This is a genomic window from Malikia sp. (assembly GCF_028687635.1).
Classification (GTDB): Bacteria; Pseudomonadota; Gammaproteobacteria; order Burkholderiales; family Burkholderiaceae_C; genus Malikia.
This window is the reverse complement of sequence record NZ_JAQTZS010000005.1, coordinates 40,036-65,931: the sequence shown is the minus strand read 5'-3', so window position 1 is coordinate 65,931 and position 25,896 is coordinate 40,036. Positions and strand designations below refer to the sequence as shown.

Sequence of the window (25,896 nt, the reverse complement as noted above, 5' to 3'; positions counted from 1 at the left end):
GGCCCATGGCCCATATCTACATCTATTCACCGAGCGGCGCGGTGCGCGACAAGGCCGCCTTCCGTCGCGGCGTCAAACGCCTGCAGGCCCAGGGGCACGAGGTCGAGCTCGACCCGGATGCACTGAGCAGCCATCAGCGTTTCGCAGGCGACGACGAGACGCGCCTGGCGGCGATTGCGCGTGCCACCGCCAGCGGCGCGCAGGTCGCGTTGATCTCGCGCGGCGGCTACGGCCTCACGCGCCTGCTGCCACGCCTGCCTTACGCCGCCTTGCAGCAGGCGGTCGAGCGCGGGACCCAGTTCGTGGGCCTGAGCGACTTCACCGCGCTGCAGCTGGCCCTGCTGGCGCAGACCGGCAGCCAGACCTGGGCTGGTCCCGCGCTGCTGGCGGACTTTGGTGTGCAAGAAGAACCCGACGAGATCATGCAGGCCTGTTTCGATGACCTGCTGGTCGGCCAGGGCGAGGGCACGGGCTGGCGCCTGCCACTGTCCGACCTGCGCGCCCACCCCGAGCTCAGCGGCGAGGAAGGCTGGGGCGTCGAGCAGGGCATGCTCTGGGGCGGCAATCTGTCGGTGCTGGTATCCCTGCTGGGCACGCCTTACTTCCCGCAGGTCGAGGGCGGCATCCTGTTCCTGGAGGACGTGGGCGAGCATCCCTATCGGATCGAGCGCATGCTGACGCAGCTGCTGCATGCAGGCGTGCTGGGACGTCAGAAGGCCGTGGTGCTGGGCCAGTTCAACCGCTTCCAACTGGTGCCACACGACAAGGGCTTCAAGCTCACTTCGGTGGTGGAATGGTTGCGCTGCCAATTGCCGGTCCCGGTGCTGACCGGCCTGCCTTTCGGCCATGTGCCGACCAAGGTGCTGCTGCCGGTTGGAGCCAAGCTGGACCTGATGGTCAGCGGGCGCGAGGCCATCCTGTTCTGGGACTGACCTCGCGCGCCTGATCAGGCCTTGGCTTGCTCGCAGCGCTGGGCGATATGCGCCAGCGCTTCCTCGACCTGGTCGATCAGGATCAGGCAGAGGTCGCCGGGCTTGAGCGCGGCCAGCGCGGTGTCGATGGCGACGAACTCACCCTGGATCTCCTGCACGCGCTGGGTCTTGCTCGCACCGACCAGGCCTTCGCGCAGCAGCGCCAGCACCTCGCCATCGGCGCGGCCGCGCTGGCAGGCGTCCTGATACAGGATGACCTCATCGAAGACCCGGCCCAGGATCTTGGTCTGGTCGCGGATGTCCTCGTCGCGGCGGTCGCCCGCGCCGCTGATCACCACCACACGCTCTTGAGCCGGCATGTTGACCACCGCATCGCACAGGGCCTGGATCGCGTCCGGGTTGTGACCGTAATCGGCGATCAGCGTGGCGCCCTTGTAGTCGAACAGGTTGAAGCGACCTGGCACGGCCTGGGCATCGCTCACGAAGGTGGCCAGGCTGGCCTGGATGCGCTCCCAGGGTATGTCCAGCGCCCAGGCAGCGCCGATGGCGGCCATCGCGTTGTCGACCTGGAAGCGGATCGCGCCATTGGCGGTGATCGGCACCCCCGACAGCGGGAGGCGGATTTCACGGCCGCCTTCGGCCGCGACGATGTCGCCCTGGTCAACGAACAGCGTGCGCTTGCCCAAGGCGCGATGGGTGGCGATCACAGGGTGGTGCGGGTCGTAGCCGAAGTAGGTGATCTGGCCCGGGCAGTGCCTGGCCATCTTGACGACTTCGGGGTCGGTGCCGTTGAGCACCGCCATGCCGCTGGGTGCGACGTTGAGCACGATCACGCGCTTGAGCACGCGCAGGTCTTCGAGCGTGGTGATGAAATTCAGACCCAGGTGGTCGCCGGCGCCGATATTGGTCACAACCGCGACCTGGCAGCGGTCGTAAGCCAGGCCCTCGCGCAGCAGGCCGCCGCGCGCGGTCTCGAACACGGCCGCGTCACAGTCCGGGTGCATCAGCACGTTGCGCGCGCTGCGCGGACCGCTGCAGTCGCCGCTGTCGGTCTGGCGGCCGTTGACGTAGACGCCATCGGTGTTGGTCATGCCGACGCGCAGGCCATTGCCCTTGAGCAGATGGGCGGTCAGGCGCACGGTGGTGGTCTTGCCGTTGGTGCCGGTGACCGCCACGATCGGAATGCGGCCGTCGTCGCCGCCCGGGTACATGTGATTGATGACCGCCTCGCCCACGTTGCGGCCCTTGCCGAAGCTCGGGCTCAGGTGCATGCGCAGGCCGGGCGCGGCATTGACTTCCACCACGCCGCCGGACTGCTGCTCAAGCGGCTCGATCACGTTCTGGCACACGACGTCGACGCCGCAGATGTCGAGTCCCACCATCTGGGCCGCAGCAACGGCGCGCGCGGCCACATCGGGGTGGACCTCGTCGGTGACGTCGGTCGCACTGCCGCCGGTCGAAAGGTTGGCGTTGTTGCGCAGCACGACGCGCTGGCCCAGCGCCGGCACCGATTCGGGCGTCAGCTCCTGCTCGCGCAGGCGATCGACCGCGATGTCGTCGAGCCGGATCTTGGTCAGAGGGGTGGCGTGGCCGTCACCGCGCTTGGGGTCCCGGTTGACGATCTCGACCAGTTCGCGCACGGTATGCGAGCTGTCGCCGATCACCAAGGGCGGGTCGCGCCTGGCCGCTGCCACCAGCTTGTCACCCACCACCAGGAAACGGTAGTCGATGCCGGGCAGGAAGCGCTCGACCAAGATTTCCTCGCGGTAGTGGCGCGCGTTGCGGTAGCCGGCCATGACCTGCTCGCGCGTCTCGACGTTGACGGTCACGCCCTTGCCCTGGTTGCCGTCCAGCGGCTTGACCACCACCGGGCCACCGAGTTCCTGCGCGGCCGCCCAGGCGTCTTCCTCGTCCTTGACCGGACGGCCCAGCGGCACCGGCACGCCGGCCGAGTGCAGCAGTTTCTTGGTCAGGTCCTTGTCCTGGGCAATGCCCTCGGCGATCGCGCTGGTGCGGTCGACCTCGGCTGCCTGGATGCGGCGCTGCTTGCTGCCCCAGCCGAACTGGACCAGGCTGCCCTGGGTCAGACGGCGATAGGGAATGCCGCGCGCGACCGCCGCGTCGACGATGGAGCCAGTCGAAGGGCCCAGGCGCACATCCTCGTCGGTGGTTCGCAGGCGCGCGATCGCCTCGACCAGATCGAAGGGTTTTTCTTCCAGCGCGGCCTCGACCAGTTCGATCGCGAGGTCGAGCGCCATGCGCCCGACGGCTTCCTCGGTGTATTCGATCACGATCTGGTAGACGCCCGTGTCGGGCGCCTTGGACGTGCGGCCGAAGCTGACCTTGCAGCCAGCTTCGGCCTGCAGCGCCAGCGTAGCGCGCTCGAGCGCGTGCGCCAGCGACAGGCCGGACGCTCCACCCGGATGGGGCAGGGCGCCGAGTTGCGGGAAGCGCTGGCGCAGGCGGTCAACGAAGCCAGGCAGCAGCGCGAGATTGCACTCCTGTGGCTCCAGCTTGACTACGGCCTCGATCGCGGTATGGCGGGACCAGAGGTTGGGGCCGCGCAGGGCCCTGATGCGGGAAACTTCCATCTTGCTTGATCAACCAGAAAAGGTTTATTCGGCGGTCTCGACCCCGGCGCGAACCAGGGCCGGGTCCATCTCGAGCGCCAGCGCGGCACCGACGGCGGCCAGCAGGGCGGGCAAGGGCAGGTGCTGCTGCAACAGCCGCTCGACCACCGGATGACGCAGGTCCATCACGGTGGTGTCACTGCGGTGATCGAGCAGCACGATGCGCTGGTCGCGCACGACCAGGAATCGACCGCCTTCCTCGGCGCAATGCTCGGCCAGCAGCTCGTGGTCGGCATGGATGGTGTAGAACAGCACCTTGCCGTCGCAGAGTTCGGTCAAGCCGGCGCAAGCCTCGTCATCGGCGTTGAGCACGGCGCAGCCACCAGGCAGCACGACGTCGACCTGGGTGCGCAACACATTGCGCATCTGCTCATGGGTGCGGATGTGGTGGTCTTCCAGCCCGTCGGGCAGTGGCAGACCCGTGACGACACCAACCTGGCAACGGTCATAGGCCAGGCCGTTTTCGAGGATGCTGCGCGGCGAACTTTCGATCACCGCCGCCGTGGTGGTGCGGTTCATCAGGATGCGCTGGCCGGATTCCCACTCGCCGGGGGAGGCGGTCTCGATCCTGTCCATCTGCAGGTACAGGCCGGCGTTGCAGGCCAGGCCCGTCACATACCCCGCCCGGTAGAGCAGCCAGCCGGTCAGCATGGCGACCGCCGTGGTGTGCTCGACCCCGCTGATGCCAACCACCGGGATGCGGCCGCTGTCCTCGGTGCCCATCAGGTGCTCGACGATGGCCTCGCCGACCGGGCGAGGCTGGCCCACGGCGGGCTCAAGGTGCATCAGCAGGCCTGGGCCGGCATTGACCTCGATGATGGCGCCACCCTGGGATTCGAGCGGGCGCGAGATGTCGTTTGCGACCACATCGACGCCGGCGATGTCCAGGCCGACGATGCGCGCGGCCAGGGCGGCGAGTTCGGCGATCGAAGGATGGACCAGATCGGTGATGTCCTGGTTCAGCACGCCGTTGCGCTCCAGCAGGATCTGGCGGCCGGCTTCGGGGATGGATTCGGGCGTCAGTCCCTGGCGCTGCAGCTCAAGCATGACCTTGCGGTTGGCCGGCAACAGCACCGGGTTGAGCGGGAAATGCTCCTCGACGCCACGGCGCGGATCGGAATTGATCTGGGCGTCGACCAGCTGCGCGACGCTGGACCGGCCGTCGGCCGTGATGTAGGACAGCTCGCCGCGCACGGCGGCCACCAGCTTGTTGCCGACGATCAGCAGCCGGTGCTCCTCGCCCTCGACCATGCGCTCGACCATGACGTAGGAGCTGACCTTGGCCGCGATCTCGTAGGCGGCCATGACCTGCTCGCGGGTGTGCAGGTCCAGCACCACGCCGCGGCCGCGGTTGGCGTCCGACGGCTTGACCACCACCGGAAAACCGATCTCCTGCGCCGCTTCCCAGGCCTCCTCGGCGTTGTCGACCTCCTGGCCTGCGGGAATCGGCACGCCGCAGGACTTGAGCAGCTCCTTGGTCAGTTCCTTGTCCTTGGAGATGCCTTCGGCGATGGCGCTGGTGCGGTCAGTCTCGGCGGTCCAGATGCGGCGCTGCTTGGCGCCGTAACCGAGCTGGACCAGGTTGCCGTCGTCGATCAGGCGGATATGCGGAATCTTGCGCTGGGTGGCGGCCTCGACGATGGCGCGCGTGCTCGGGCCCAGGGCGTGCAGCTCGATCAGGGTCTTGAGCTGCTGCACGCAGGCGGCGACGTCGAAGGGCTCATCGTTGATGGCGGCCATCACCAGGTCGCGGGCGTCATTGAGCGCCCGGATGCCGACTTCCTTCTGGCCCGTGCGCACCACCACCTTGTAGACGCCGCGCTGGTCGGTCGAGCGGGCCTTGCCGAAGGCCGAGGGCAGCCCGGCCAGGTTCTGCAGCTCGATCGAGACATGCTCCATGATGTGGCCCGGCCAGGTGCCGTCGCGCAGGCGCTCGACAAAACCGCCGCGATAGCCCAGGCCGCAGTGGTGCTCATGGAGTCCGGGCAGCCAGGCCAGCAGCCGGTCGGTGAAGCCGGGCAGGGTGTGGGAGGGGCAATCCTCCAGCTCGCCAATGTCTATCAGGACTTCGACGGCCTGGTGGTAGGTCCAGATGCTGGGGCCGCGCAGGTGATTGGTTCGCAGGATCTGTATGGGTTGATGCTTCATGTCGAGGCCGGATGCAATGCGCTGATGTGGGCGGATTTTCTGAATCGGCTCAGCTTTACAATCTGAACAAACTGAATCAGGCTGGTCTTGGGATTAGTCGGTCAACCAGTCCGGCGGATCAGCCTTCTGCGCTGGATTTTCCACTCACTTCGTCTCCTTCGCGAACAGTCCCTAAAAATTTATTGCAACATGACGTCACACAAGGAACAGGCTGAACTGCCATCGGGTTTCCCGCTGGCCTGGCGCTCCGTGGTCACGGCCAGCCTGGGCCGCGTCCCGATCCAGGCCTGGCTGGAGCTCGACCTCGACGAGCAGCTGCGCTTCGGTGCCGGCTTGCTGCTGGTCACGGCCGACGAACTGTGGGCGCTGGAAGGTGGCACCGCGCAGCCTGTCCTGCGTCACTGGGCGCTGGATCAGGACCTCAAGCTGCTGTGCAGCGACCACAACGGGATCGGTCTGCTGGAACTGGTGCAGGGTGACGAGCGCATCGGCACCTGGCGCTACACGCTGGGCGCCCATGTGCAGGCGAATCGGCTGCTTGAGCAGTTCGAGGCCAGGCGCGAGTTCCTGCTGCACGGCAAGCCGATGCAGCTGGCACCGCTGAGTCTGTGTCCGCAATGCCAGTCGCCGCTCGACCCCGAACTCGACGAGTGCGAGATCTGTGCCCGGGTGATCCACACGCCGCCGTCGACCTGGACCCTGCTGCGGCTGTGGCGCTTCGCGCATCCCTATCGCTGGCAGCTGCTGACGGGCTTCCTGCTGACGCTGGCCTCGACCGCCGCGACGCTGGTGCCGCCCTACCTGACCATGCCACTGATGGACAAGGTGCTGATTCCGTACCAGAACGGCCAGCCGATCGACACCGGACTGGTCACCTTGCTGCTCGGCGGCCTGCTCGGCTCGGCCGTGCTGGCCTGGGCGCTGGGCTGGATCAAGACCTACATCCTGGCGTTGGTGTCCGAGCGCATCGGTGCCGACCTGCGCACGACCACCTACGAGCACCTGCTCAAGCTCTCGCTCGAATACTTCGGCGGACGGCGCACCGGGGACCTGATGGCGCGCATCGGCAACGAGACCGACCGCATCAACGTCTTCCTGTCGCTGCACCTGCTGGACTTCGCGACCGACGTGCTGATGATCTTGATGACGGCCAGCATCCTGTTCTCGATCAATCCGACGCTGGCGCTGGCGACCCTGCTGCCGTTGCCTTTCATCGGCTGGCTGATCCACGCCGTGCGCGACCGACTGCGCACCGGCTTCGAGAAGATCGACCGGGTCTGGTCCGAGGTCACCAGCGTGCTGGCCGATACCATTCCCGGCATCCGCGTGGTCAAGGCCTTCGCCCAGGAGGACCGCGAGGCGCAGCGTTTCCGCGATGCCAACCGCTACAACCTGGAAGTCAACGACCGGCTGAACCGCCTGTGGTCGCTGTTTTCTCCGACCGTGTCGCTGATGACCGAGATCGGCCTGCTGATGGTCTGGGGCTTTGGCATCTGGCTGGTGTCCAAGGACAGCATCTCGGTCGGCGTGCTGACGGCCTTCATCGCCTACATCGGCCGCTTCTACACCAGGCTCGACTCGATGAGCCGCATCGTCTCGGTGACGCAGAAGGCCGCTTCCGGCGCCAAGCGCATCTTCGACATCCTCGACCATGTCTCCAGCGTGCCCGAGCCGGCCCAGCCGGTGGTGCTGCCCAGGATGCGCGGCAAGATCGAGCTGCGCGGCGCGGGTTTCCGCTACGGCAACCGCGCGGTGATCCGCGACCTCGACCTCACCCTCAACGAGGGCGAGATGGTCGGCTTGGTCGGCCACAGCGGTTCGGGAAAAAGCACGCTGGTCAACCTGATCTGCCGCTTCTATGACCTGGCTGAAGGCGCGATCCTGGTCGACGGCACCGACATCCGCCAGATGGGCATTGCCGACTACCGGCGCCACATCGGCCTGGTGCTGCAGGAGCCCTTCCTGTTCTTTGGCACCATCGCCGAGAACATCGCCTATGGCAAGCCCGACGCAACCCGCGAGGAGATCGTCGCGGCGGCCCGCGCGGCGCACGCGCACGACTTCATCCTGCGGCTGCCGCTGGGCTACGATTCGCTGGTCGGCGAGCGCGGCCAGGGCCTGTCGGGCGGCGAACGCCAGCGCATCTCGATCGCGCGCGCGCTGCTGATCGACCCGCGCATCCTGATCCTCGACGAGGCGACTTCCGCCGTCGACACCGAGACCGAGAAGGAGATCCAGAAGGCGCTGGACAACCTGGTCAAGGGCCGCACCACGATCGCCATCGCGCACCGCCTGTCCACCCTGCGCAAGGCCGACCGCCTGGTCGTGATGGACAAGGGGATCAAGGTCGAGGAGGGCACGCACGACGAGCTGATCGCGCGCGAAGGCGCCTATTTCCGTCTCTACCAGGCGCAGCAGCGCCAGGCCGAGGCCAATCGCGACATGCTGCCGGAGGATTGAACCCATGCCCACCCTACGCATTCAACGCAACCCGCTGGGCCGACTCAAGGTCCATACGCCGGACGGCACCGTCCACGAGCCGGTCACGGCCGTGCGCGCCTTCCCGATCCAGACGCCAGCGGCCAACATCTCGCTGGTGGGACCCAGCGGCCACGAGGTCGCCTGGATTGCCGACCTGGCCGAACTGCCGCCCGAGCAGCGCGCCTTGCTCGAACAGGAACTGCACCAGCGCGAGTTCATGCCGCTGATCCAGCGCCTGCTCGAAGTCAGCTCCTTCGCCACGCCCAGCACCTGGACGGTGGAGACCGATCGCGGCCGCTGCCAGTTCGTGCTCAAGGGGGAGGAGGACATCCGGCGCCTGAATCCGACCACCCTGCTGGTGCACGACAGCCATGGGGTGCAGTTCATGATCCGCGACCCGCTGTCGCTCGACAAGGCCAGCCGCAAGCTGCTCGACCGCTTCCTCTGAGTCATGAACCACCACAATCCCCGGACCTTGCTCAAGCCGGCGATGCGCGGCGTGCTCGACCGCATCGCGCGCGCCAACCGCCTGCCCATCCACCTGCTCACGCCGGAGCAGGCCAGGGCCTTCTACGAGGCCGGCTCCGGCGTGCTAGACATCCCGCCGCACAAGCTCAAACGGGTCGAGGAGCTCCTGATCCCGATGCGCGATGGCCAACAGATCGCGGCGCGGCTCTATGCACCTGCGCTGCAGGATGAAGCGCCTGATCTGCCGGTGTTGCTCTATCTGCACGGCGGGGGCTTCACGGTCGGCAGCCTCAACACGCATGACAGCCTGTGCCGGCATCTGTCCCACCTGGCGCATTGCGCGGTACTGTCGGTCGACTACCGGCTGGCGCCGCAGCACCAGTTCCCGATCGCCGTCGATGACTGCTGGGACAGCCTGGTCTGGTTGCACGCTCAGGCGGCCGAACTTGGACTTGACCCGAAGCGGATCGCCGTCGGTGGCGACAGCGCGGGCGGCACGCTGAGCCTGGTGACTGCGCTCCAGGCACGCGACGCCGGCCTGAAGCTGGCGCTGCAGCTGCTGTTCTACCCGGGTTGCGCGGCCCGCAGCGACACGCCCTCGCACAAGACCTTTGCCCACGGTTTCCTGCTGGAGTCCGAAGCCATCGAGTGGTTCTTCGGCCATTACCTGGGCCGAGACGAGGAACACGAGGACTGGCGCTTCGCACCGCTGCTGGCGTCCGAGCTGGAGGGCGTCGCGCCGGCCTGGTTCGGCCTGGCCGAGTGCGATCCGCTGGTCGACGAGGGTGTGCTGATGGCGGATCATCTGCGCCTGAGCGGGGTGCCAGTCGAGCTCGAGATCTACCGCGGCGTGGTGCACGACTTCATCAAGATGGGCCGCGCCATTCCCGAAGCGCTGACCGCGCACCAGGACGCGGCGCGCGCGCTGCGGCAGGCGTTCGGGCTGGCGCCGCTGGCCTGAAGCACCGCGCAAGACCACGAGGAAAACAGGTTTTCCCCTGAAAACCTACAATGGCGGGTTGTCCCGGACCCAGGCCCGCCATGAACGCCCCCATCGATGTCTCCTTCTTTCCGCGCGCCGCCAAGCCGCTGACCAGCTATCGGCCCTACTGGGCCAAGCGTTTCGGCACCGCGCCCTTCCTGCCGATGAGCCGGGCCGAGATGGATCAACTCGGCTGGGACAGCTGCGACATCATCCTGGTGACGGGCGACGCCTATGTCGACCACCCGAGCTTTGGCATGGCCGTGATCGGGCGCGTGCTGGAGGCGCAGGGCTTCCGGGTCGGCATCATCGCGCAGCCCGACTGGCAGAGCGCCGAGCCGTTCAAGGTGCTCGGCAAGCCCAACCTGTTCTGGGGCGTGACCGCGGGCAACATGGACTCGATGATCAACCGCTACACGGCGGACCGCAAGATCCGCAGCGACGACGCCTACACGCCCGGCGATGTCGGCGGCAAGCGGCCGGACCGGGCGGCCATCGTCTACAGCCAGCGCTGCCGCGAGGCATACAAGGACGTGCCGATCGTGCTCGGGGGCATCGAGGGCTCGCTGCGCCGCATCGCTCATTACGACTACTGGACCGAGACGGTGCGCCGCTCGATCGTGGTCGACAGCAAATGCGACATCCTGCTCTACGGCAACGCCGAGCGCGCGCTGGTCGAGGTCGCGCACCGGATCGCGCGCAAGGAGCCGGTGGAACAGATCACCGATGTGCGCGGCACCGCCTTCGTGCGCAGGCAGTCGGGTGACGGCTGGTTCGAGCTCGATTCGACCGAGGTCGATCTGCCGGGCCGGGTCGACGCCCACCTGAATCCTTACCTGATGGTGTCGGAGCAGGCCAAGGCCCAGGGCCAGAGCTGCGCGCGTGACGACGAGGCCCAGGCCAGCGCCGAGGCGCAGAATGCCGCCCGTTCCGTCGACTCAACCGGGATTGTTGCTGGCGCCGCGACCGGCGCCAGCCAGGGCGCCTTCATCCAGCCGCTGACCTTCGTGGCCAATCCGGCGCTGCCGAGCAAGGGCAAGCCGGCGCGCGACCGCACCGTGGTGCGGCTGCCCAGCTTCGAGGCGATCAAGGCCGACCCGGTACTCTATGCGCACGCCAACCGCGTGCTGCACCTGGAGACCAACCCCGGCAACGCGCGCGCGCTGGTGCAGGCGCACGGCGCCGGCACGGCGGCGCGCGATGTCTGGATCAACCCGCCGCCGATCCCGCTGACCACGGACGAGATGGACTACGTGTTCGATCTGCCGTACGCGCGCAGCCCGCACCCGGCCTATGCCGACGAGAACGGCAGCCATGACGGCGCGACCAAGATCCCGGCCTGGGAGATGATCCGCTTCTCTATCAACATCATGCGCGGCTGCTTCGGCGGCTGCACCTTCTGCTCGATCACCGAGCACGAGGGCCGCATCATCCAGAGCCGCTCCGAGGAATCGATCATCCAGGAGGTCGAGGACATCCGCGACAAGGTCAAGGGTTTCACCGGCGTGATCTCGGACCTCGGCGGGCCGACCGCGAACATGTACCGGCTCGGCTGCAGGAGCCCCGAGATCGAGGCGGCGTGTCGCAAGCCCAGCTGCGTCTATCCGGGCATCTGCCAGAACCTGACCACCAACCACGACCCGCTGATCCAGATCTACCGCCGCGCGCGCAGCCTGCGCGGCATCAAGAAGATCCTGATCGGCTCGGGCCTGCGCTACGACCTGGCGGTCAAGAGCCCCGAGTACGTCAAGGAGCTGGTCCAGCACCATGTGGGCGGCTATCTCAAGATCGCGCCCGAGCACACCGAGGGCGGCCCGCTGTCGAAGATGATGAAGCCGGGCATCGGGACCTACGACCACTTCAAGCAGCTGTTCGACCAGTTCAGCGCCGAGGCGGGCAAGAAACAGTTCCTGATTCCCTACTTCATCGCCGCGCACCCGGGCACCAGCGACGAGGACATGATGAACCTCGCGCTCTGGCTGAAGAAGAACGGTTTTCGGGCCGACCAGGTCCAGACCTTCTACCCGAGCCCGATGGCGACCGCGACCGCGATGTACCACAGCGGTCTCAACACGCTCAAGGGCATCCACCGCGACGAGCGCGGCGAGAAGGTCGATGTCGTGCGTGGCGATCGCCGCCGCCGCCTGCACAAGGCCTTCCTGCGCTACCACGACCCGAAGAACTGGCCGCTGCTGCGCGAGGCCTTGAAGACCATGGGCCGCGCCGACCTGATCGGCAACGGCAAGCAGCACCTGATCCCGACCTTCCAGCCGCTGACCGATGACGGCTACCAGAGCGCGCGGCGCAGCAATAGCACGCCAGCGGGCAAGAGAGCTGGCACAGCCCGGGCGGTGCAGGGCCAGACCACGGCAACCACGGCACGGCCGGTGCGCGGCCAGATCCTGACCCAGCACACCGGCTTGCCGCCGCGTGCGGGTGTCAAGGGCGCGGGTGCGGCTGGCAAGCCGACACGCAAGCCGCAGAACGGGCGCTGATCAGACCTTCTCTGCCCAGCATGCCCGGGGCATGAAAGCGCGCAGACCAGCTCTGGCTTGACCTGAGCGCAGCGCAAGCGCATATTCTGGCGCCATCCCCGGCCAACGCAGGACATGAAAATCCACCAGTTATCTGCTGCCGAATCAATAGTCAGCCTGAAGAGTTCGCCGACTGGGTTAATGCATGCAGAGGTGGAACGGCGCCTGCAGGAGTTTGGCCCGAACGAAGTCAAGCCGGCCAAGCGGCGAGCGCCTTGGGTAGGTCTCGTCCAGGAACTCACCTCATTCTTTTCGATCATTCTCTGGATGGCTGCAGGGCTGGCGTTCATTGCCGAGTGGAGCGATCCCGGCCAAGGCATGGCCCGCATAGGCTACGCCGTAGTGACCGTGATCCTGGTCAGCGGTCTGTTTTCCTTCTGGCAGGAACATCGGGTCGAGCAAACACTGGCCGCTCTGCGCAATTTGCTGCCACAGCAATGCCTCGTCTTGCGAGATGGCACCATCAGTCATGAACTGGCAGTGCATTTGGTGCCGGGTGATATCGTCCACTTAGAGCAGGGCGACAAGATACCGGCAGACTGTCGGCTCATAGAGGCCTATGGTGTGCGCGTCAACAACGCGGCTGTCACGGGTGAATCATCGCCACAGGCGCGCGATGCCGCAGCAGCCAGTGCCCCGGATTTGCGTGACAGCAGCAACGTCGTCCTTGCCGGTACCTTGATGGCCGCGGGTCAAGCCAAGGCGGTCGTGTTTGCGACCGGAATACGTACCGAATTTGGTAAGATTGCCCATCTGACCCAGATGTCGGGTGATGAGGCCTCTCCACTGCGCCATGAACTTGAGCATTTGAGTCGAGTCACGGCGCTCATCGCTGTGGTGATCGGCGTTCTGTTCTTCTCGTTTGGCTGGTTCATCGGCATCCCCTTCTGGAAGGCCTTCATTCCACCACCGTCATTTGCACCGACAAGACGGGAACACTCACCCAGAACCGCATGGTGGTCAAGCGCCTATTTCTGGGTGGCAATTTCCAGTCACCGACGGGGATGATGCCGATCTTGGCTGCTGCGTATCGCCCTTTTTTCCAGGTGGCCCGAGCTTGTCATGACCTGAAGGAAACCCACACGCAAGGCCGCCCCACCTTCGCGGGGGACTCCACCGAAGTCGCTCTGGTGGAAATGGCCCTGTCCCAGGGTGGAGACTTGCCGGTCCTGCCACGGTTTGACGAGATTCCTTTCGACACGGATCGGATGCGTCTGTCCACCCTGCACGAGGCGGCGGGCGATCGAGCCCTCTACTGCAAGGGGGCGCTCGAAACCGTTCTTCCACTCTGCGATTCCGTCCTGGTTGGCGGCCAGACACAAACGCTTGATCCCGAAACCACAGCGGCTATTGCGCGCGCCCATGCTGAAATGGCTCAGCAGGGTTTGCGGGTATTGGCCTTGGCCTACAAGAGTCGGGTGGATGTTTCCGATCGTGCGGGCCTTGAGCGCGACCTGGTCTTTGCGGGGCTGGCTGCCTTGGAGGACCCTCCGAGACCAGAAGTCCCGCAAGCCTTGAAGACCTGCCGGGAGGCTGGAATCCAGGTCATCATGGTGACGGGTGACCATCCTCAAACCGCCATCGCCGTTGCCCGGCAAATCGGGTTGGTGCAGTCCGACCAACCCACGGTCATTACCGGTGAGCAATTGCGGGCGCTGTCCGATATCCGGCTTCAACTCGCCCTGGATGATCCGGAAATCATTTTTGCGCGGGTCGTCGCCGATCAGAAAATGCGCATCGTCGAAGCCCTCAAGCAAAAGAAGCACATCGTTGCAGTCACCGGGGATGGCGTCAATGATGCGCCAGCACTGAAGAGCGCCCATATCGGCATCGCGATGGGCATCGCAGGGACCGACGTGGCCAAGGAAGCGGCAGACATGGTGCTGCTGGACGACAACTTTGCCAGCATCGTCGTTGCCATCGAGGAAGGGCGAGCCGTCTTCGAGAACATCCGCAAGTTCCTCACCTACGTGTTGGTCCACAACGTGGCAGAGCTGATTCCTTACCTGGGCTTCCTGCTGTTCAGGATACCCCTGGCCTTGACGCCCATCCAGGCGCTTGCCATCGACATGGGTTCTGACACGCTCGCCGCGCTGGGCCTGGGCGTTGAGCGGCCGACTCCGCAGCTCATGCGTCGCCCGCCGCGCCCGCAAGGTGAGCGACTGATGAACTGGCGGCTGGCGGCTCGGGCCTATCTCTTTCTGGGACTGATCGAGGCCGCTGCCGCATTGGCGGTATTTTTCTTCGTTCTCCATGGCGCAGGTTGGGCTTACGGTCAGCTGCTGGAGGCCGACGATCCCTTGTACCTGCAGTCGACCACGGCCTGTCTGAGCACCATCATCCTGCTGCAGATCGTCAACGTCTTCCTGTGCCGGAGTACCACCCGATCGGTCTTCGCTACCGGACTGTTCAGCAACCGCTTGATCGTTCTCGGTGTCTTGTCAGAGGTCGCCATGCTGTTGCTGACGAATTACACCCCCTGGGGGCATGCGCTGCTCGGCACGGCGCCCCTGGGGTCAGCGGTCTGGTTGTTCATGATCCCCTTCATGGGGGGGATGCTCGTGCTGGAAGAGTTCCGAAAATGGCTGGTTCGTCACTTCAGCAGGCCGTTGCGGCCGAAGTCCAGCGGCAGGCCGACGTAGTTCTCGGCGATGGTGCGCAGGCCGGACTCGGAGTTCATCAGGTAGTCGAGCTCGGCGTTCTGGAACTTGCTGCTGATCTCGCTGTCCTCGGGGAAGCGGTGCATCAGCTGGGTGAACCACCAGCTGAAGCGCTCGGCGCGCCAGATGCGGGCCAGCGCCAGCTCGGAGTAGCGGTCGATGCCAGCTTCCGAGCCGTCCTTGTAATACTCGACCAGGCCGTCGAACAGGTACTTGACGTCGGTGGCGGCCAGGTTCAGGCCCTTGGCGCCGGTCGGCGGCACGATGTGCCCCGCGTCGCCAGCCAGGAACATGCGGCCAAAGCGCAGCGGCTCGGTCACGAAGCTGCGCAGCGGGGCGATGCTCTTCTCGATGCTGGGTCCGGTCACCAGATTGGCGGCGGCCTCGGGGTCCAGGCGCAGCTTGAGCTCCTGCCAGAAGGCCTCGTCGGTCCACTCGTCGATCTTGTCGGTCAGCGGCACCTGCAGGTAGTAGCGGCTGCGGGTCTGGCTGCGTTGCGAGCACAGGGCAAAGCCGCGCGGGCTGTTGACGTAGATCAGTTCATGATGCACCGGCGGCGTGTCCGACAGCAGGCCCAACCAGCCGAAGGGGTAGACCTTCTCGAACTCCTTGATCGCGTTGCGCGGTGCGCTGGCGCGGCAGACGCCGTGGAAGCCGTCGCAGCCGGCGATGAAGTCGCACTGGATCTCGTGGCTCTGACCGTCCTTTTCGTAGGTGACGCGCGGATTCTTGCTGTCGAAGTCGTGCACCTGGACATTGACCGCCTCGTAGACGGTGGTCAGGCCGGCGGCGGCGCGTGCGTCCATCAGGTCGCGGGTGACTTCGGTCTGGCCGTAGACCATGACCTTCTTGCCGCCGGTCCACTTGGACAGGTCAACGCGCTTGCGCTGGCCCTGATACAGCATGTCGAAGCCTTCGTGCACCAGGCCTTCGGCATGCATGCGCTGGCTGACGCCGGCTTCTTCCATCAGGTCGATGCAGACCTGCTCCAGCACACCGGCGCGGATGCGGCCCAGCACATAGTCGGGCGTCTGGCGTTCGAGGATGATGGCGTCGATGCCAGCCTTGGCCAGCAGTTGACCGAGCAGCAGGCCCGAGGGGCCGGCACCGATGATCGCGACTTGGGTACGCATGGATCGTTCTCCTGTGGAAATTGTTGTGTGAACCCAGTGTGCCAACGATCCCGCCGTCAATCCAGCCAGTTGGATGAGATTTGCGCGATCAGTGAAATAATTGCGCGATCATCGCGCAATCATCAAGGACCGGAGGCTGATTTGAACATCGCACGTGCCGACTTCATCGAGGGCATGGCCAAGGGTCTGGCGGTGCTGGAAAGCTTCGACACCGAGCGCCAGCGCCTCAACGCGACCCAGGCGGCTCAGCGGGCCGGCCTGACCCGCGCGGCCGCGCGCCGTCACCTGCTCACGCTCGCGCACCTGGGCTATCTGGAGAGCGATGGCAGCCATTTCTGGCTGTCGGCCAAGGTGCTGCGCTTTTCCGGCAGCTACCTGGCCAGCGCCAGGCTGCCGCGCACGGCCCAGCCGACGTTGAACCGGCTGGCGGCGCAGACGCGCGATGCCTATTCGGTCGCGGTGCTGGAAGGCGATGCGGTCGTGATCGTGGCGCGCAGCGTCGCCGCCCAGTTCATGGGAGACTGGGATGGCAGCTCGCTCGCCCTCGGGCAGTCGTCGCCCTCGGGCAACCGCCTGATGGCCTATGGCATGCATCTGGGGGCGCGGCTGCCGGCACACGCCAGCTCGACCGGCCGCGTGCTGCTGGCCTCGCTGCCCGAGCCCGAACTGTCAGCCTGGCTGGAGGGCAGGGTCCTGGCGCGCTTGACGCCCCATACCGTGACCGAACCCCGGCTGCTGTGCGAGATCCTGGCCCAGGTCAGGCGACAGGACTATTGCATCGCCAGCGAGGAGCATGAACTCGGCGTGCACGCGGTCGCGGTTCCGCTGCGCAATCTGGAAGGAAAAACCGTGGGCGCGCTCAATGCCGTGCTGACGCCAGCGCGGCTGGCCAGGGGAGCAATCCAGCGCGAACTGCTGCCCCTGTTGCAGGAGGCGGCGCGCGAATTGCGAGCCCTTCTCTAGGGGCGGTAAAATTCCGGCTCTTTCTCCCACTCCAGGCCACCAAGTGACCCAGTACATCACCCCGATCGAGGGCGGCGACGCCCTCGGCAATTTCCGCGCCCAGCAACTCCTGCCCCGTCTGCAAACCGTCAGCGACAAGATCACCGGCATCTCGGCCCGTTTCGTGCACCTGGTCGACACGCTGGCGCCGCTGTCGGCCACGCAACGACAGCAATGGCAAGCCTTGCTGACCTATGGCGAGCCCTATGCGGGTGAGAAGGCTGGCGCCCTGGTCGTGGTGACGCCGCGTATCGGCACCGTCTCGCCCTGGGCCTCCAAGGCCACCGACATCGCGCGCAACTGCGGCTTTGCGGTCAAGCGGGTCGAACGCATCACCGAGTACCGCATCACGCTCAAGTCCAGCCTGCTGTCCAAGGGCTCGCTGAGCGCCGAGCAGCTGGGCCAGGTCGCGGCCCTGCTGCACGACCGCATGACCGAGAGCTCCGTCGCCAGCCGCCAGGAGGCCTTCTCGCTGTTCGGCGAGCTCGAACCCGCGCCGATGGAGCATGTCGACATCCTGGGTGGTGGTCGCGCCGCGCTGGAGCAGGCCAACCGCGGCTGGGGCCTGGCACTGGCCGATGACGAGATCGAGTATCTGGTCAATGCCTTCCAGCAGCTCGGCCGCAACCCGACCGATGTCGAGCTGATGATGTTCGCGCAGGCCAACAGCGAGCATTGCCGCCACAAGATCTTCAACGCCGAATTCACCATCGACGGCGTGGCACAGGACAAGAGCCTGTTCGCGATGATCCGCAACACGCACCAGCTCGCGCCGCAGCACACGGTGGTCGCGTACTCGGACAATGCCTCCGTGATGGAAGGCAACCGGATCGAGCGCTTCGTCGCCAGGGTCAACGGCAGCGCCGCCAGCCCGGCCTATGGCAAGCAGGAGGCGCTGCAGCATGTGCTGATGAAGGTCGAGACGCACAACCACCCGACCGCGATTTCGCCTTTCCCGGGCGCCTCGACCGGCGCCGGTGGCGAGATCCGTGACGAGGGCGCGACGGGCCGCGGCTCCAAGCCCAAGGCTGGCATGACGGGCTTCACGGTTTCCAAGCTCTGGGGTGGCTGGTCCGACCGGGCCGATGGCAAGCCCGAGCATATCGCCAGCCCGCTGCAGATCATGACCGAGGGGCCGCTGGGTGGCGCCGCGTTCAACAACGAGTTCGGCCGCCCCAACCTGGTCGGCTATTTCCGCGAATACGAGCAGACCATCCAGTCCGATGTCGATAGCATCGACCGCGGCTACCACAAGCCGATCATGATCGCCGGTGGCCTGGGCGGCATCGACGCCAGCCAGACCCAGAAGATCCTGTTCCCGGCCGGCACGCTGCTGATCCAGCTCGGCGGCCCTGGCATGCGCATCGGCATGGGCGGCGGCGCCGCCAGCTCGATGGCGACCGGCACCAACGCGGCCGAACTCGACTTCGACTCGGTACAGCGTGGCAACCCCGAGATCGAGCGCCGCGCCCAGGAGGTGATCAACCATTGCTGGCAGCAAGGCGAGGCCAACCCGATCCTGGCGATCCATGACGTCGGTGCCGGCGGCATTTCGAACGCCTTCCCCGAGCTGACCAACGACGCCGGCCGCGGCGCCCGTTTCGATCTGCGCGCCGTGCCGCTGGAGGAGTCTGGCCTGGCCCCCAAGGAGATCTGGTCCAACGAGAGCCAGGAACGCTACGTGCTGGCGATCGCCCCCGATTCGCTGGCGCAGTTCCAGGCCTTCTGCGAGCGCGAGCGCTGCCCGTTCGCGGTGGTAGGCGTCGCGACAGAGGAGCGCCAGCTGGTGCTGGAAGACAAGGGCGCCGAGAGCCCGGTCGACATGCCGATGGACGTGCTGCTGGGCAAGCCGCCCAAGATGCAGCGTGACGTTCAGACCGTCAAGCGCGAATTCAAGCCGATCGACCTCACCGGGGTGGACCTGCAAAAAACCGTGATCAAGGTGCTGAGTCATCCGACCGTGGCCTCCAAGCGCTTCCTGATCACGATCGGTGACCGCGCCGTGGGCGGTCTGAGTCACCGCGACCAGATGGTCGGTCCCTGGCAGGTGCCGGTGGCCGATTGCGCCGTGACGCTGGCCGACTACAAGGGCTTCGCCGGCGAAGCGATGTCCATGGGCGAGCGCACCCCGCTGGCCGCGATTGACGCGCCGGCCTCGGGCCGCATGGCCGTGGCCGAGGCCATCACCAACCTGCTGGCCGCACCGATCGAGCTGTCGCGCGTCAAGCTGTCGGCCAACTGGATGGCCGCCTGCGGCGAGTCCGGCGAGGATGCCGCGCTGTACGAGACCGTCAAGACCGTGGGCATGGAACTCTGTCCCGACCTGGGCATCAGCATTCCGGTCGGCAAGGACAGCCTGTCGATGCGTACCCAGTGGCAGGTCGAAGTCGCTGGCGAAAAACCGGACGAGGTCAAGCGGGAGACCCGCAAGGTGACTTCCCCGGTCAGCCTGATCATCTCGGCCTTCGCGACCCTGCCCGATGTGCGTGGCACCTTGACGCCGCAGCTCGACGCCGAGGAGGACACCACGCTGGTGCTGATCGACCTGGGTCGCGGCCAGAATCGCATGGGCGGCTCGATCCTGGCCCAGACCCTGGACCAGCCCGGCGGCGCGGTGCCCGATCTCGACGACCACTTCGCGCTGTCGCATCTGGTCAACGCGGTCAACGCCTTGCGCGCCGACGGCAAGATCCTGGCCTACCACGACCGCAGCGATGGCGGCCTGCTGGCGGCGGCGGCCGAGATGGCTTTCGCCGGCCATGTGGGCGTCGCGCTCAATGTCGATCTGCTGGTCACCGAGGGCGATGGCATCAGCGACAGCCGCATGGACAGCGGCGACGCCAAGAACTGGGCCAGCCAGGTGGCCGAGCGCCGCAACGAGCTCACGCTGAAGGCGTTGTTCAACGAGGAACTGGGCGTGCTGCTGCAGGTCCGTACCAGTGAGCGCGACGCCGTGATGGCGGTGCTGCGCGCCCATGGTCTGTCCAAGCACAGCCACTATGTCGGCAAGACCCGTCCGTTGTCGTCCGAGATCGATGCCGGCAAGGGCCAGCTGCAGGTCTGGCGCGATGCCAAGGCCATCTTCAGCGCCAGCCTGTCCGACCTGCATCAGGTGTGGGACAGCGTGAGCTGGAAGATCAACCAGCAGCGCGACAATCCGGCCTGCGCCGACTCCGAGCACGCTGCCGCTGGCGCAGCGAACGACCCGGGCCTGCATGTCGCGCTGACCTTCGATCCGTCGGAAAACGTCGCCGCGCCGTTCCTGAACCTGAGCCGGCCCAAGGTCGCGATCCTGCGCGAGCAGGGCGTGAACTCGCATGTCGAGATGGCCTATGCCTTCACCGAGGCCGGTTTCGAGGCCTATGACGTGCACATGACCGACTTGCAGACCGGCCGCGCCAAGCTGTCGGACTTCAAGGGCGTGGTGGCCTGCGGCGGTTTCAGCTATGGCGACACCCTGGGTGCCGGCATCGGCTGGGCGCGTTCGATCACCTTCAACAAGGTGCTGTCCGAGCAGTTCCAAGGCTTCTTCGGCCGCGCCGACACCTTCGGCCTGGGCGTGTGCAACGGCTGCCAGATGTTCGCCGAGCTGGCCGACATCATCCCGGGCGCCGAGGCCTGGCCGCGCTTCACGACCAACCAGAGCGAGCGCTTCGAGGCCCGCCTGTCGATGGTCGAGGTGCTGGAGTCGCCCAGCCTGTTCCTGCAGGGCATGGCCGGCAGCCGGCTGCCGATCGCCGTCGCGCATGGCGAGGGCTACGCCAACTTCAAGCACCGTGGCAATGCAGCCAAGGCGATCGCCGCGATGCGCTACGTCGACAACTTCGGCGCCGCGACCGAGCAGTACCCGTTCAACCCGAACGGCAGTGCTGGCGGCCTGACCAGCGTGACCACCGCCGACGGCCGCTTCACCGCGATGATGCCGCACCCCGAGCGGGTGTTCCGCAACATCCAGATGAGCTGGACCGATTACGCCAAGAGCGGTGGCCAGGATGCCTTCAGCCCCTGGATGAAGATCTGGCGCAACGCGCGCAAGTGGGTGGGTTGATCCTTCTCTTGCCAACCTGGAAAAAGCCGGCCGCGTGTCGGCTTTTTCACGACTTGACCTGGATCAAGCAAGTTGCACGGACGGTTTGTGCACTGATCAATTGCTTGACCAGACTAGTAAACTGAATCGCGCAAGCATCTTTTTTCCACAGAGGAGCCACCATGTCCCAGACCCAGAATTCGACCGGCCAGAGCGAACCGATTGCCGACTTCTCGCAATGCCACGACGGCATCTTCAAGAAACTTGACATGCTGGGCGAACTGCCGATGCTGATCGAGCCGGCACAGCGTGCGCGTGAAGTGGCCGAGAAATCGCTGGAGTTCTTCCGCGAAGCGATCTTCGAGCACCACCTCGACGAGGAGCGCGAGCTGTTCCCGGCCGTGCTTGAGAGCGCACTCGACGATGCGGAGCGCGCCAAGGTCCAGGCCATGAACAAGCGACTGACCGACGAGCACCGCGAGCTGGAAAGGATCTGGAAGGGGCTGGAGTCCGGCCTCAAGAAAGTCGTCAAGGGCCAGTTCACTGATGTCGATGTCGTTCAGATCCAACGCCTGGTCACCCAGTACCGCGCCCACGCGCAGTTCGAGGAGCGGGAATACCTGCCGCTGGCGCAGCTGATCCTGGGCCGCAATGGCGACCACATGGCCGCGCTCGGCATGTCGATGCACATGCGCCACCAGAACCCGACTGCGTTCCAGTTCTACATCTGATCAGGCCGGCTGCTGGGTCTTGGGCCGGTTGCGGTAAAACTGCATCGGCACGGCCGCCGCCTGGTTGATCACGCTGCGCTTGATCTTGCCGACCACATGCATCTCGCAGGGCTTGCAGTCGAAGCGCAGCGTGAGCTTTTCCTTGCCGTTGATCAGCTGCAGCGGCTCGGCCCGGACCTGACCCTGCACGCCGGTCACGCCCTTGGCCTGTTTCGGGCACAGGCTCAAGCTGAAGCGCACGCAGTGCTTGGTGATCATCAGGCTGACCTCGCCTTCCTCCTGCTGGCTCTCGTAGGCGGCGGCGATCACCTTCACGCCGTGGCGGGCGTAGAAATCGCGTGCCTTGTGGTTGTAGACGTTGGCCAGGTAGGTCAGATGGTCCTCGGGGTAGGGCACGGGCGGCTCGACCGGCTGGGCGCGCGGCAGGCGCTGCAGGCTCTGTTCACGCGCCACTTCGAGCCGCGCCACCGCGTCGCGGCGCAGCGCGTTGAGCGTGGACGCCGGCACGAACCTCGGAGCCGACAGCTCGATCGCAATGTCCAACGGCGTAAAGAGGGTGTCGCCCAGGCGCGCCAGCTGTTCGCGCAGCTTGGCCTCGGCCTGTGACGGGTCCCTGGGGCTTTGCCGCTCCAGCGCGATGTTGGCCTCGCCGCAATGGCCATCCTCGTCGGTCAGGCTCAGCTTGAGGCCGCCATCGGTCTCCTGCAGCCTGATCCAGGCGCCGATCCTGCGCTCGGACGACTTCTTTTCCAGCCCGCGCACCCAGTCCATGCTGCGGTTGCGATTGACCTCGACGCCCTTGCGCAGGTCCTTGAAGCCGTCCATCGGATCCTTCGGGAAAATGCGCCAGATCCGGCCGCCTTCCGCGCCCTTGCCGAGCTTCTCGACCCGGTTGGTCTGCAGGCCCACCAGCTCCTTTTGCAGGTCGTAGTAGCACAGGCCGTCGCCATTGGCCAGCTCCAGGCCGGGGTCGCTGAGCTCGATCTCGACGCTGTCGGCATTGACCTTGCTGACCCAACCGATCGCCTGACCCGGGTTCTTCGGGCTGTCGAAGGCGCCGATGTCCTCCTTGCGACCCTGCACGAAGTAGTCGGTGAACTCGCGGTTGAAGTTCTGGTCCGGGTCGGGTTGGAAGAAGAAGGTGCATTCGCCGCTGGAGGCACGCGCGAGCTCCGGGCGCTGCTCCAGGATCCCGTCGAGCAACAGCCGGTAGTGGGCCGTGATGTTCTTCACATAGCCCATGTCCTTGTAGCGGCCCTCGATCTTGAAGCTGCGCACGCCGGCGTCGATCAGCGCGGCCAGGTTCTCGCTCTGGTTGTTGTCCTTCATCGACAGCACATGCTTGTCGTGCGCGATGATGCGGCCCTGGGCGTCCTTGACCTCGTAGGGCAGGCGGCAGGCCTGCGAGCAGTCACCGCGGTTGGCGCTGCGCCCGGTGTGCGCGTGGCTGATGTAGCACTGGCCGCTGTAGGCCACGCAAAGGGCGCCATGGACGAAGAACTCGATGTTGCAGCGCTCGGGATCGGTCGCGGCGCGGATGGCGGCGATCTGCGCCAGCGTGAGTTCGCGCGCCAGCACGATCTGGCTCAGACCCGCGTCCTGCAGGAAGCGGGCTTTTTCCGGTGTGCGGATGTCGGTCTGGGTGCTCGCGTGCAGCTGGATCGGCGGCAAGTCGAGCTCAAGCAGCCCCATGTCCTGGATGATCAGCGCGTCGGCGCCGGCGTCATACAGCTGGTGAATCAGCCGGCGCGCGGGTTCGAGCTCATCATCGCGCAAGATGGTGTTTAGCGTGACAAAGACCCGGCTCTGGTAGCGGTGCGCATGCTTGACCAGCCTTGCGATGTCCTGCGACGAGTTCTCGGCGCTGGCGCGGGCGCCGAACGACGGTCCGCCGATGTAGATGGCGTCGGCGCCGTGGTTGACGGCCTCGATGCCGATATCGGCGTCGCGCGCGGGGGACAGGAGTTCCAGCTGGTGAGGTAGCATAAGGAGGAAATAAGCGGCAGAGCTGCCGGATCGGGTAGCGAACCGGATATTTTCTCAGTTTCAGGCTCAGCTGGCCAGCGGGCTGACTTCAGATGTCTTGCAGCAGCTCGTAGGGCAGGGGCAACAGCTGCAGCGCGCTGCCGTCCGGACCACCGACGGTCAAGGCCTGGCCATCGAGCGCGCTGGTCTGCAGCGAGACGATCGCATCCCAACCTCGCACCGGGTGCGGTGCCACCGCTGCGACGGTACCACAGGGCTGTTCGGCATCGGCCGCATGGAAAACTTCCTGTCCCACGACCAGCTCGGCCTCGGCATGGAAAACCTGCGCGCGGCGCTTGAGCGCGCCCCGGTACTGGCTGCGCGCGACCACCTCCTGGCCCGGGTAGCAACCCTTCTTGAAGTTGACGCCACCGACCGACTCGTAGTTGAGCATCTGCGGCACGAATTCCTCGATCACGGGCGCGCTGACCATGGCGATGCCGCTGCGCACCTCCAGCCATTGCCAGAGTGCAGGCGCCAGATCGGCGCCAGGCAGCGCATCGGACTGGGTCTGTTGGGCTGGCAGGCAGAGCAGGGCGCGCGCCACGCCTTCGGCCGCCGGCAGGCGGACCCAGCTGCCGGATGCAACTTCCAGCCGGCTCCAATGCGTAACGGGCAATTCGGCAGGCAAGGCTGCACCGGCCGCGCCGTAGAGGGTGAACTCGGCCGAGGCGTCGCTGAGCTTGACCTTGGCGCGCATGACGAACATCGACAGGCGCTTGAGCGTGGGCGCGAGCAGGTCGCGGTTGCAGACCAGCAGTACCTCCTCGGGACCGGTTTTCCAGCCAATGAAACTGGCCAGCATGCGGCCCTTGGCCGAGCAGTAGCCCGCCAGCCGCGCCTCGGACTGATCCAGCAGCGCGAAGTCCTGCGTCAGCTGACCATGCAGGAAGGATGCCGCATCGGCGCCCTGGGCACGGATCACGCCCCAGTGCTCCAGACGGGCGAGACCGTGCACGCTGGTGCCGTCAAACAAAGGGGCCGTCGTGGTGGCTGCGGGCATTGGGTTGGAAGTAGGGATGGCGCTCATGGTGGCAGTGTCCGTGGGCCGCCTGCATGGCGGTCGAATATCATTGCGGGCTTCGATTTTCCCAAAGGCCGGATGGTTGTGCAGCATCGAGTGAAAAATAGGTGGATTCCGGTCATGACCAGGCTGCTGGCCGCCGCCGTGCTGGCAGTGGTTGGTGCCGCCTGGTGGCTGCACCAGCCGCTGGATCTGGCTGGCGCCGGATCGGCACCGCTGGATCTCACTATTCCCACCGGCTCTTCGGCGCGTCAGGTCGCCCAGCAGATGCATGATGCGGGGGTACGTACCCCATCCTGGCTGCTCTATGGCTGGCTGCGCCTGTCTGGGCAGTCGCGCCAGGTCCAGGCCGGCGGTTACGAAATCCCGATGGGCATGACGCCGCTGCAGTTGCTCGACCGGCTGGTGCGGGGCGAGCAGGCGCTGCGCCGCGTCACCCTGGTCGAGGGCTGGAACTACCGCCAGGTACTGCAAGCGCTCAAGAGCGCCGATCAGCTGCGCTGGGACCTGCCTGAATCAGCGTTGCAGCAGCCCGCCGATCTCATGCGCGCGCTGGGCCTGCCGCGCTCGCATCCCGAGGGCCGCTTCTTTCCCGACACCTACCGCTATCCCAAGCACGACAAGGCTTCGGCCGTGCTGCGTCAGGCCGCGGCCGCGATGCAGCGCCAGCTCAAGCAGGCCTGGGACGAGCGCGCACCCGGCCTGCCACTGAAGTCAGCCGAGGAGGCGCTGATCCTGGCCAGCGTGATCGAGAAGGAGACGGGTTCAAGTGCGGACCGTGGCCTGATCGCGGCAGTCTTCATCAACCGCCTGCGTCTGGGCATGAGGCTGCAGACCGACCCGACCGTGATCTACGGCCTGGGGGCGGGGTTCGACGGCAATTTGCGCAAGCGCGACTTGCTGACCGATACGCCGTACAACAGCTATACCCGCGCGGGTCTGCCGCCCACCCCGATCGCGATGCCCGGTCTGGCCTCGATCCGCGCCGCGCTGCGCCCGGCCGCCAGCCAGGCACTCTATTTCGTTGCGCGCGGTGACGGCAGCAGCCAGTTCAGCGCCACGCTCGACGAGCACAACCACGCGGTGCGCCGCTATATTCTGGCACGTTGATTCCCAAGG

The 25,896-nt window shown here is 66.1% G+C and carries 16 protein-coding genes; 11 read left to right on the top strand and 5 right to left on the bottom strand.

What is annotated here, in order from left to right; genetic code table 11:
* Positions 1-5 precede the first annotated feature (5 nt).
* Positions 6-932: an LD-carboxypeptidase gene (locus PHR85_RS05180; protein ID WP_300051350.1), complete on the top strand. Its 927-nt coding sequence runs from the start codon at positions 6-8 to the stop codon at positions 930-932.
* A 14-nt stretch (positions 933-946) separates the two neighbouring features.
* Here the strand turns inward: PHR85_RS05180 and cphA (PHR85_RS05175) are convergent, their stop codons facing one another.
* Together cphA (PHR85_RS05175) and cphA (PHR85_RS05170) are read right to left on the bottom strand one after the other, a co-directional pair.
* Entirely contained in the window at positions 947-3,523 is a 2,577-nt protein-coding gene (cphA, locus tag PHR85_RS05175; protein WP_300051347.1) for a cyanophycin synthetase, read from the bottom strand.
* Positions 3,524-3,547: 24 nt separating this feature from the next.
* A complete protein-coding gene (gene cphA, locus PHR85_RS05170; protein ID WP_300051344.1) occupies positions 3,548-5,710 on the bottom strand; it encodes a cyanophycin synthetase in 2,163 nt (720 codons plus the stop codon).
* Between the two features lie 189 nt (positions 5,711-5,899).
* Between cphA (PHR85_RS05170) and PHR85_RS05165 the strand changes: the two genes are divergently transcribed.
* From PHR85_RS05165 to PHR85_RS05140, 6 genes are all read left to right on the top strand, one after another.
* Positions 5,900-8,170: an ABC transporter ATP-binding protein gene (locus PHR85_RS05165; RefSeq protein WP_300051341.1), complete on the top strand. Its 2,271-nt coding sequence runs from the start codon at positions 5,900-5,902 to the stop codon at positions 8,168-8,170.
* A gap of 4 nt (positions 8,171-8,174) precedes the next feature.
* The gene (locus PHR85_RS05160) at positions 8,175-8,639 is read left to right on the top strand and encodes a DUF1854 domain-containing protein (protein ID WP_300051338.1); all 465 of its coding nucleotides are present in this window, start codon (positions 8,175-8,177) and stop codon (positions 8,637-8,639) included.
* A 3-nt stretch (positions 8,640-8,642) separates the two neighbouring features.
* On the top strand, positions 8,643-9,620 hold the full coding sequence (locus tag PHR85_RS05155) for an alpha/beta hydrolase (RefSeq protein WP_300051335.1): 978 nt from the start codon (positions 8,643-8,645) through the stop codon (positions 9,618-9,620).
* Between the two features lie 80 nt (positions 9,621-9,700).
* Positions 9,701-12,136 (top strand): YgiQ family radical SAM protein, encoded by a 2,436-nt coding sequence (locus tag PHR85_RS05150; protein ID WP_300051332.1) that lies wholly within the window; start codon positions 9,701-9,703, stop codon positions 12,134-12,136.
* Between the two features lie 114 nt (positions 12,137-12,250).
* Positions 12,251-13,183 (top strand): cation-transporting P-type ATPase, encoded by a 933-nt coding sequence (locus PHR85_RS05145; protein WP_300051328.1) that lies wholly within the window; start codon positions 12,251-12,253, stop codon positions 13,181-13,183.
* Complete coding sequence (locus PHR85_RS05140; RefSeq protein ID WP_300051325.1) at positions 13,129-14,817, top strand: cation-transporting P-type ATPase; 1,689 nt, start codon at positions 13,129-13,131, stop codon at positions 14,815-14,817. Before PHR85_RS05145 ends, PHR85_RS05140 begins: the two co-directional genes overlap by 55 nt.
* On the opposite strand, the gene pobA is transcribed toward PHR85_RS05140, so the two are convergent.
* Positions 14,769-15,968: a 4-hydroxybenzoate 3-monooxygenase gene (pobA, locus tag PHR85_RS05135; RefSeq protein WP_300051322.1), complete on the bottom strand. Its 1,200-nt coding sequence runs from the start codon at positions 15,966-15,968 to the stop codon at positions 14,769-14,771. The two genes, PHR85_RS05140 and pobA, sit on opposite strands and share 49 nt — an antisense overlap.
* A 174-nt stretch (positions 15,969-16,142) precedes the next feature.
* On the opposite strand from pobA, the gene PHR85_RS05130 reads away from it, so the two are divergent.
* The 3 genes from PHR85_RS05130 to PHR85_RS05120 all read left to right on the top strand — a co-directional run bounded on the left by PHR85_RS05130 (position 16,143) and on the right by PHR85_RS05120 (position 21,728).
* Positions 16,143-16,931, top strand: a complete 789-nt coding sequence (locus PHR85_RS05130) for an IclR family transcriptional regulator C-terminal domain-containing protein (RefSeq protein ID WP_300051608.1) — start codon at positions 16,143-16,145, stop codon at positions 16,929-16,931.
* A 43-nt stretch (positions 16,932-16,974) separates the two neighbouring features.
* On the top strand, positions 16,975-21,018 hold the full coding sequence (gene purL, locus PHR85_RS05125; RefSeq protein WP_300051320.1) for a phosphoribosylformylglycinamidine synthase: 4,044 nt from the start codon (positions 16,975-16,977) through the stop codon (positions 21,016-21,018).
* 161 nt (positions 21,019-21,179) lie between these two features.
* Positions 21,180-21,728, top strand: coding sequence for a hemerythrin domain-containing protein (locus PHR85_RS05120; RefSeq protein ID WP_300051317.1), 549 nt, complete (start codon positions 21,180-21,182; stop codon positions 21,726-21,728).
* Here the strand turns inward: PHR85_RS05120 and PHR85_RS05115 are convergent, their stop codons facing one another.
* Entirely contained in the window at positions 21,729-23,714 is a 1,986-nt protein-coding gene (locus PHR85_RS05115) for a U32 family peptidase (protein WP_300051315.1), read from the bottom strand.
* Positions 23,715-23,802: 88 nt separating this feature from the next.
* Positions 23,803-24,756, bottom strand: coding sequence for a folate-binding protein (locus tag PHR85_RS05110; protein ID WP_300051605.1), 954 nt, complete (start codon positions 24,754-24,756; stop codon positions 23,803-23,805).
* A 141-nt stretch (positions 24,757-24,897) separates the two neighbouring features.
* On the opposite strand from PHR85_RS05110, the gene mltG reads away from it, so the two are divergent.
* Positions 24,898-25,887 carry an endolytic transglycosylase MltG gene (mltG, locus tag PHR85_RS05105; RefSeq protein WP_300051313.1) on the top strand — a complete coding sequence of 330 codons (990 nt, stop codon included), beginning with the start codon at positions 24,898-24,900 and terminating at the stop codon, positions 25,885-25,887.
* Positions 25,888-25,896: the final 9 nt, after the last annotated feature.

Excerpts from the sequence above, each read along its gene's own strand:
- PHR85_RS05180 (WP_300051350.1), top strand. The coding sequence starts at position 6 with ATGGCCCATATCTACATCTATTCACCGAGCGGCGCGGTGCGCGACAAG.
- cphA (WP_300051347.1), bottom strand. The coding sequence starts at position 3,523 with ATGGAAGTTTCCCGCATCAGGGCCCTGCGCGGCCCCAACCTCTGGTCC.
- cphA (WP_300051344.1), bottom strand. The coding sequence starts at position 5,710 with ATGAAGCATCAACCCATACAGATCCTGCGAACCAATCACCTGCGCGGC.
- PHR85_RS05165 (WP_300051341.1), top strand. The coding sequence starts at position 5,900 with ATGACGTCACACAAGGAACAGGCTGAACTGCCATCGGGTTTCCCGCTG.
- PHR85_RS05160 (WP_300051338.1), top strand. The coding sequence starts at position 8,175 with ATGCCCACCCTACGCATTCAACGCAACCCGCTGGGCCGACTCAAGGTC.
- PHR85_RS05155 (WP_300051335.1), top strand. The coding sequence starts at position 8,643 with ATGAACCACCACAATCCCCGGACCTTGCTCAAGCCGGCGATGCGCGGC.
- PHR85_RS05150 (WP_300051332.1), top strand. The coding sequence starts at position 9,701 with ATGAACGCCCCCATCGATGTCTCCTTCTTTCCGCGCGCCGCCAAGCCG.
- PHR85_RS05145 (WP_300051328.1), top strand. The coding sequence starts at position 12,251 with ATGAAAATCCACCAGTTATCTGCTGCCGAATCAATAGTCAGCCTGAAG.
- PHR85_RS05140 (WP_300051325.1), top strand. The coding sequence starts at position 13,129 with ATGGTGGTCAAGCGCCTATTTCTGGGTGGCAATTTCCAGTCACCGACG.
- pobA (WP_300051322.1), bottom strand. The coding sequence starts at position 15,968 with ATGCGTACCCAAGTCGCGATCATCGGTGCCGGCCCCTCGGGCCTGCTG.
- PHR85_RS05130 (WP_300051608.1), top strand. The coding sequence starts at position 16,143 with ATGGCCAAGGGTCTGGCGGTGCTGGAAAGCTTCGACACCGAGCGCCAG.
- PHR85_RS05120 (WP_300051317.1), top strand. The coding sequence starts at position 21,180 with ATGTCCCAGACCCAGAATTCGACCGGCCAGAGCGAACCGATTGCCGAC.
- PHR85_RS05115 (WP_300051315.1), bottom strand. The coding sequence starts at position 23,714 with ATGCTACCTCACCAGCTGGAACTCCTGTCCCCCGCGCGCGACGCCGAT.
- PHR85_RS05110 (WP_300051605.1), bottom strand. The coding sequence starts at position 24,756 with ATGCCCGCAGCCACCACGACGGCCCCTTTGTTTGACGGCACCAGCGTG.
- mltG (WP_300051313.1), top strand. The coding sequence starts at position 24,898 with ATGACCAGGCTGCTGGCCGCCGCCGTGCTGGCAGTGGTTGGTGCCGCC.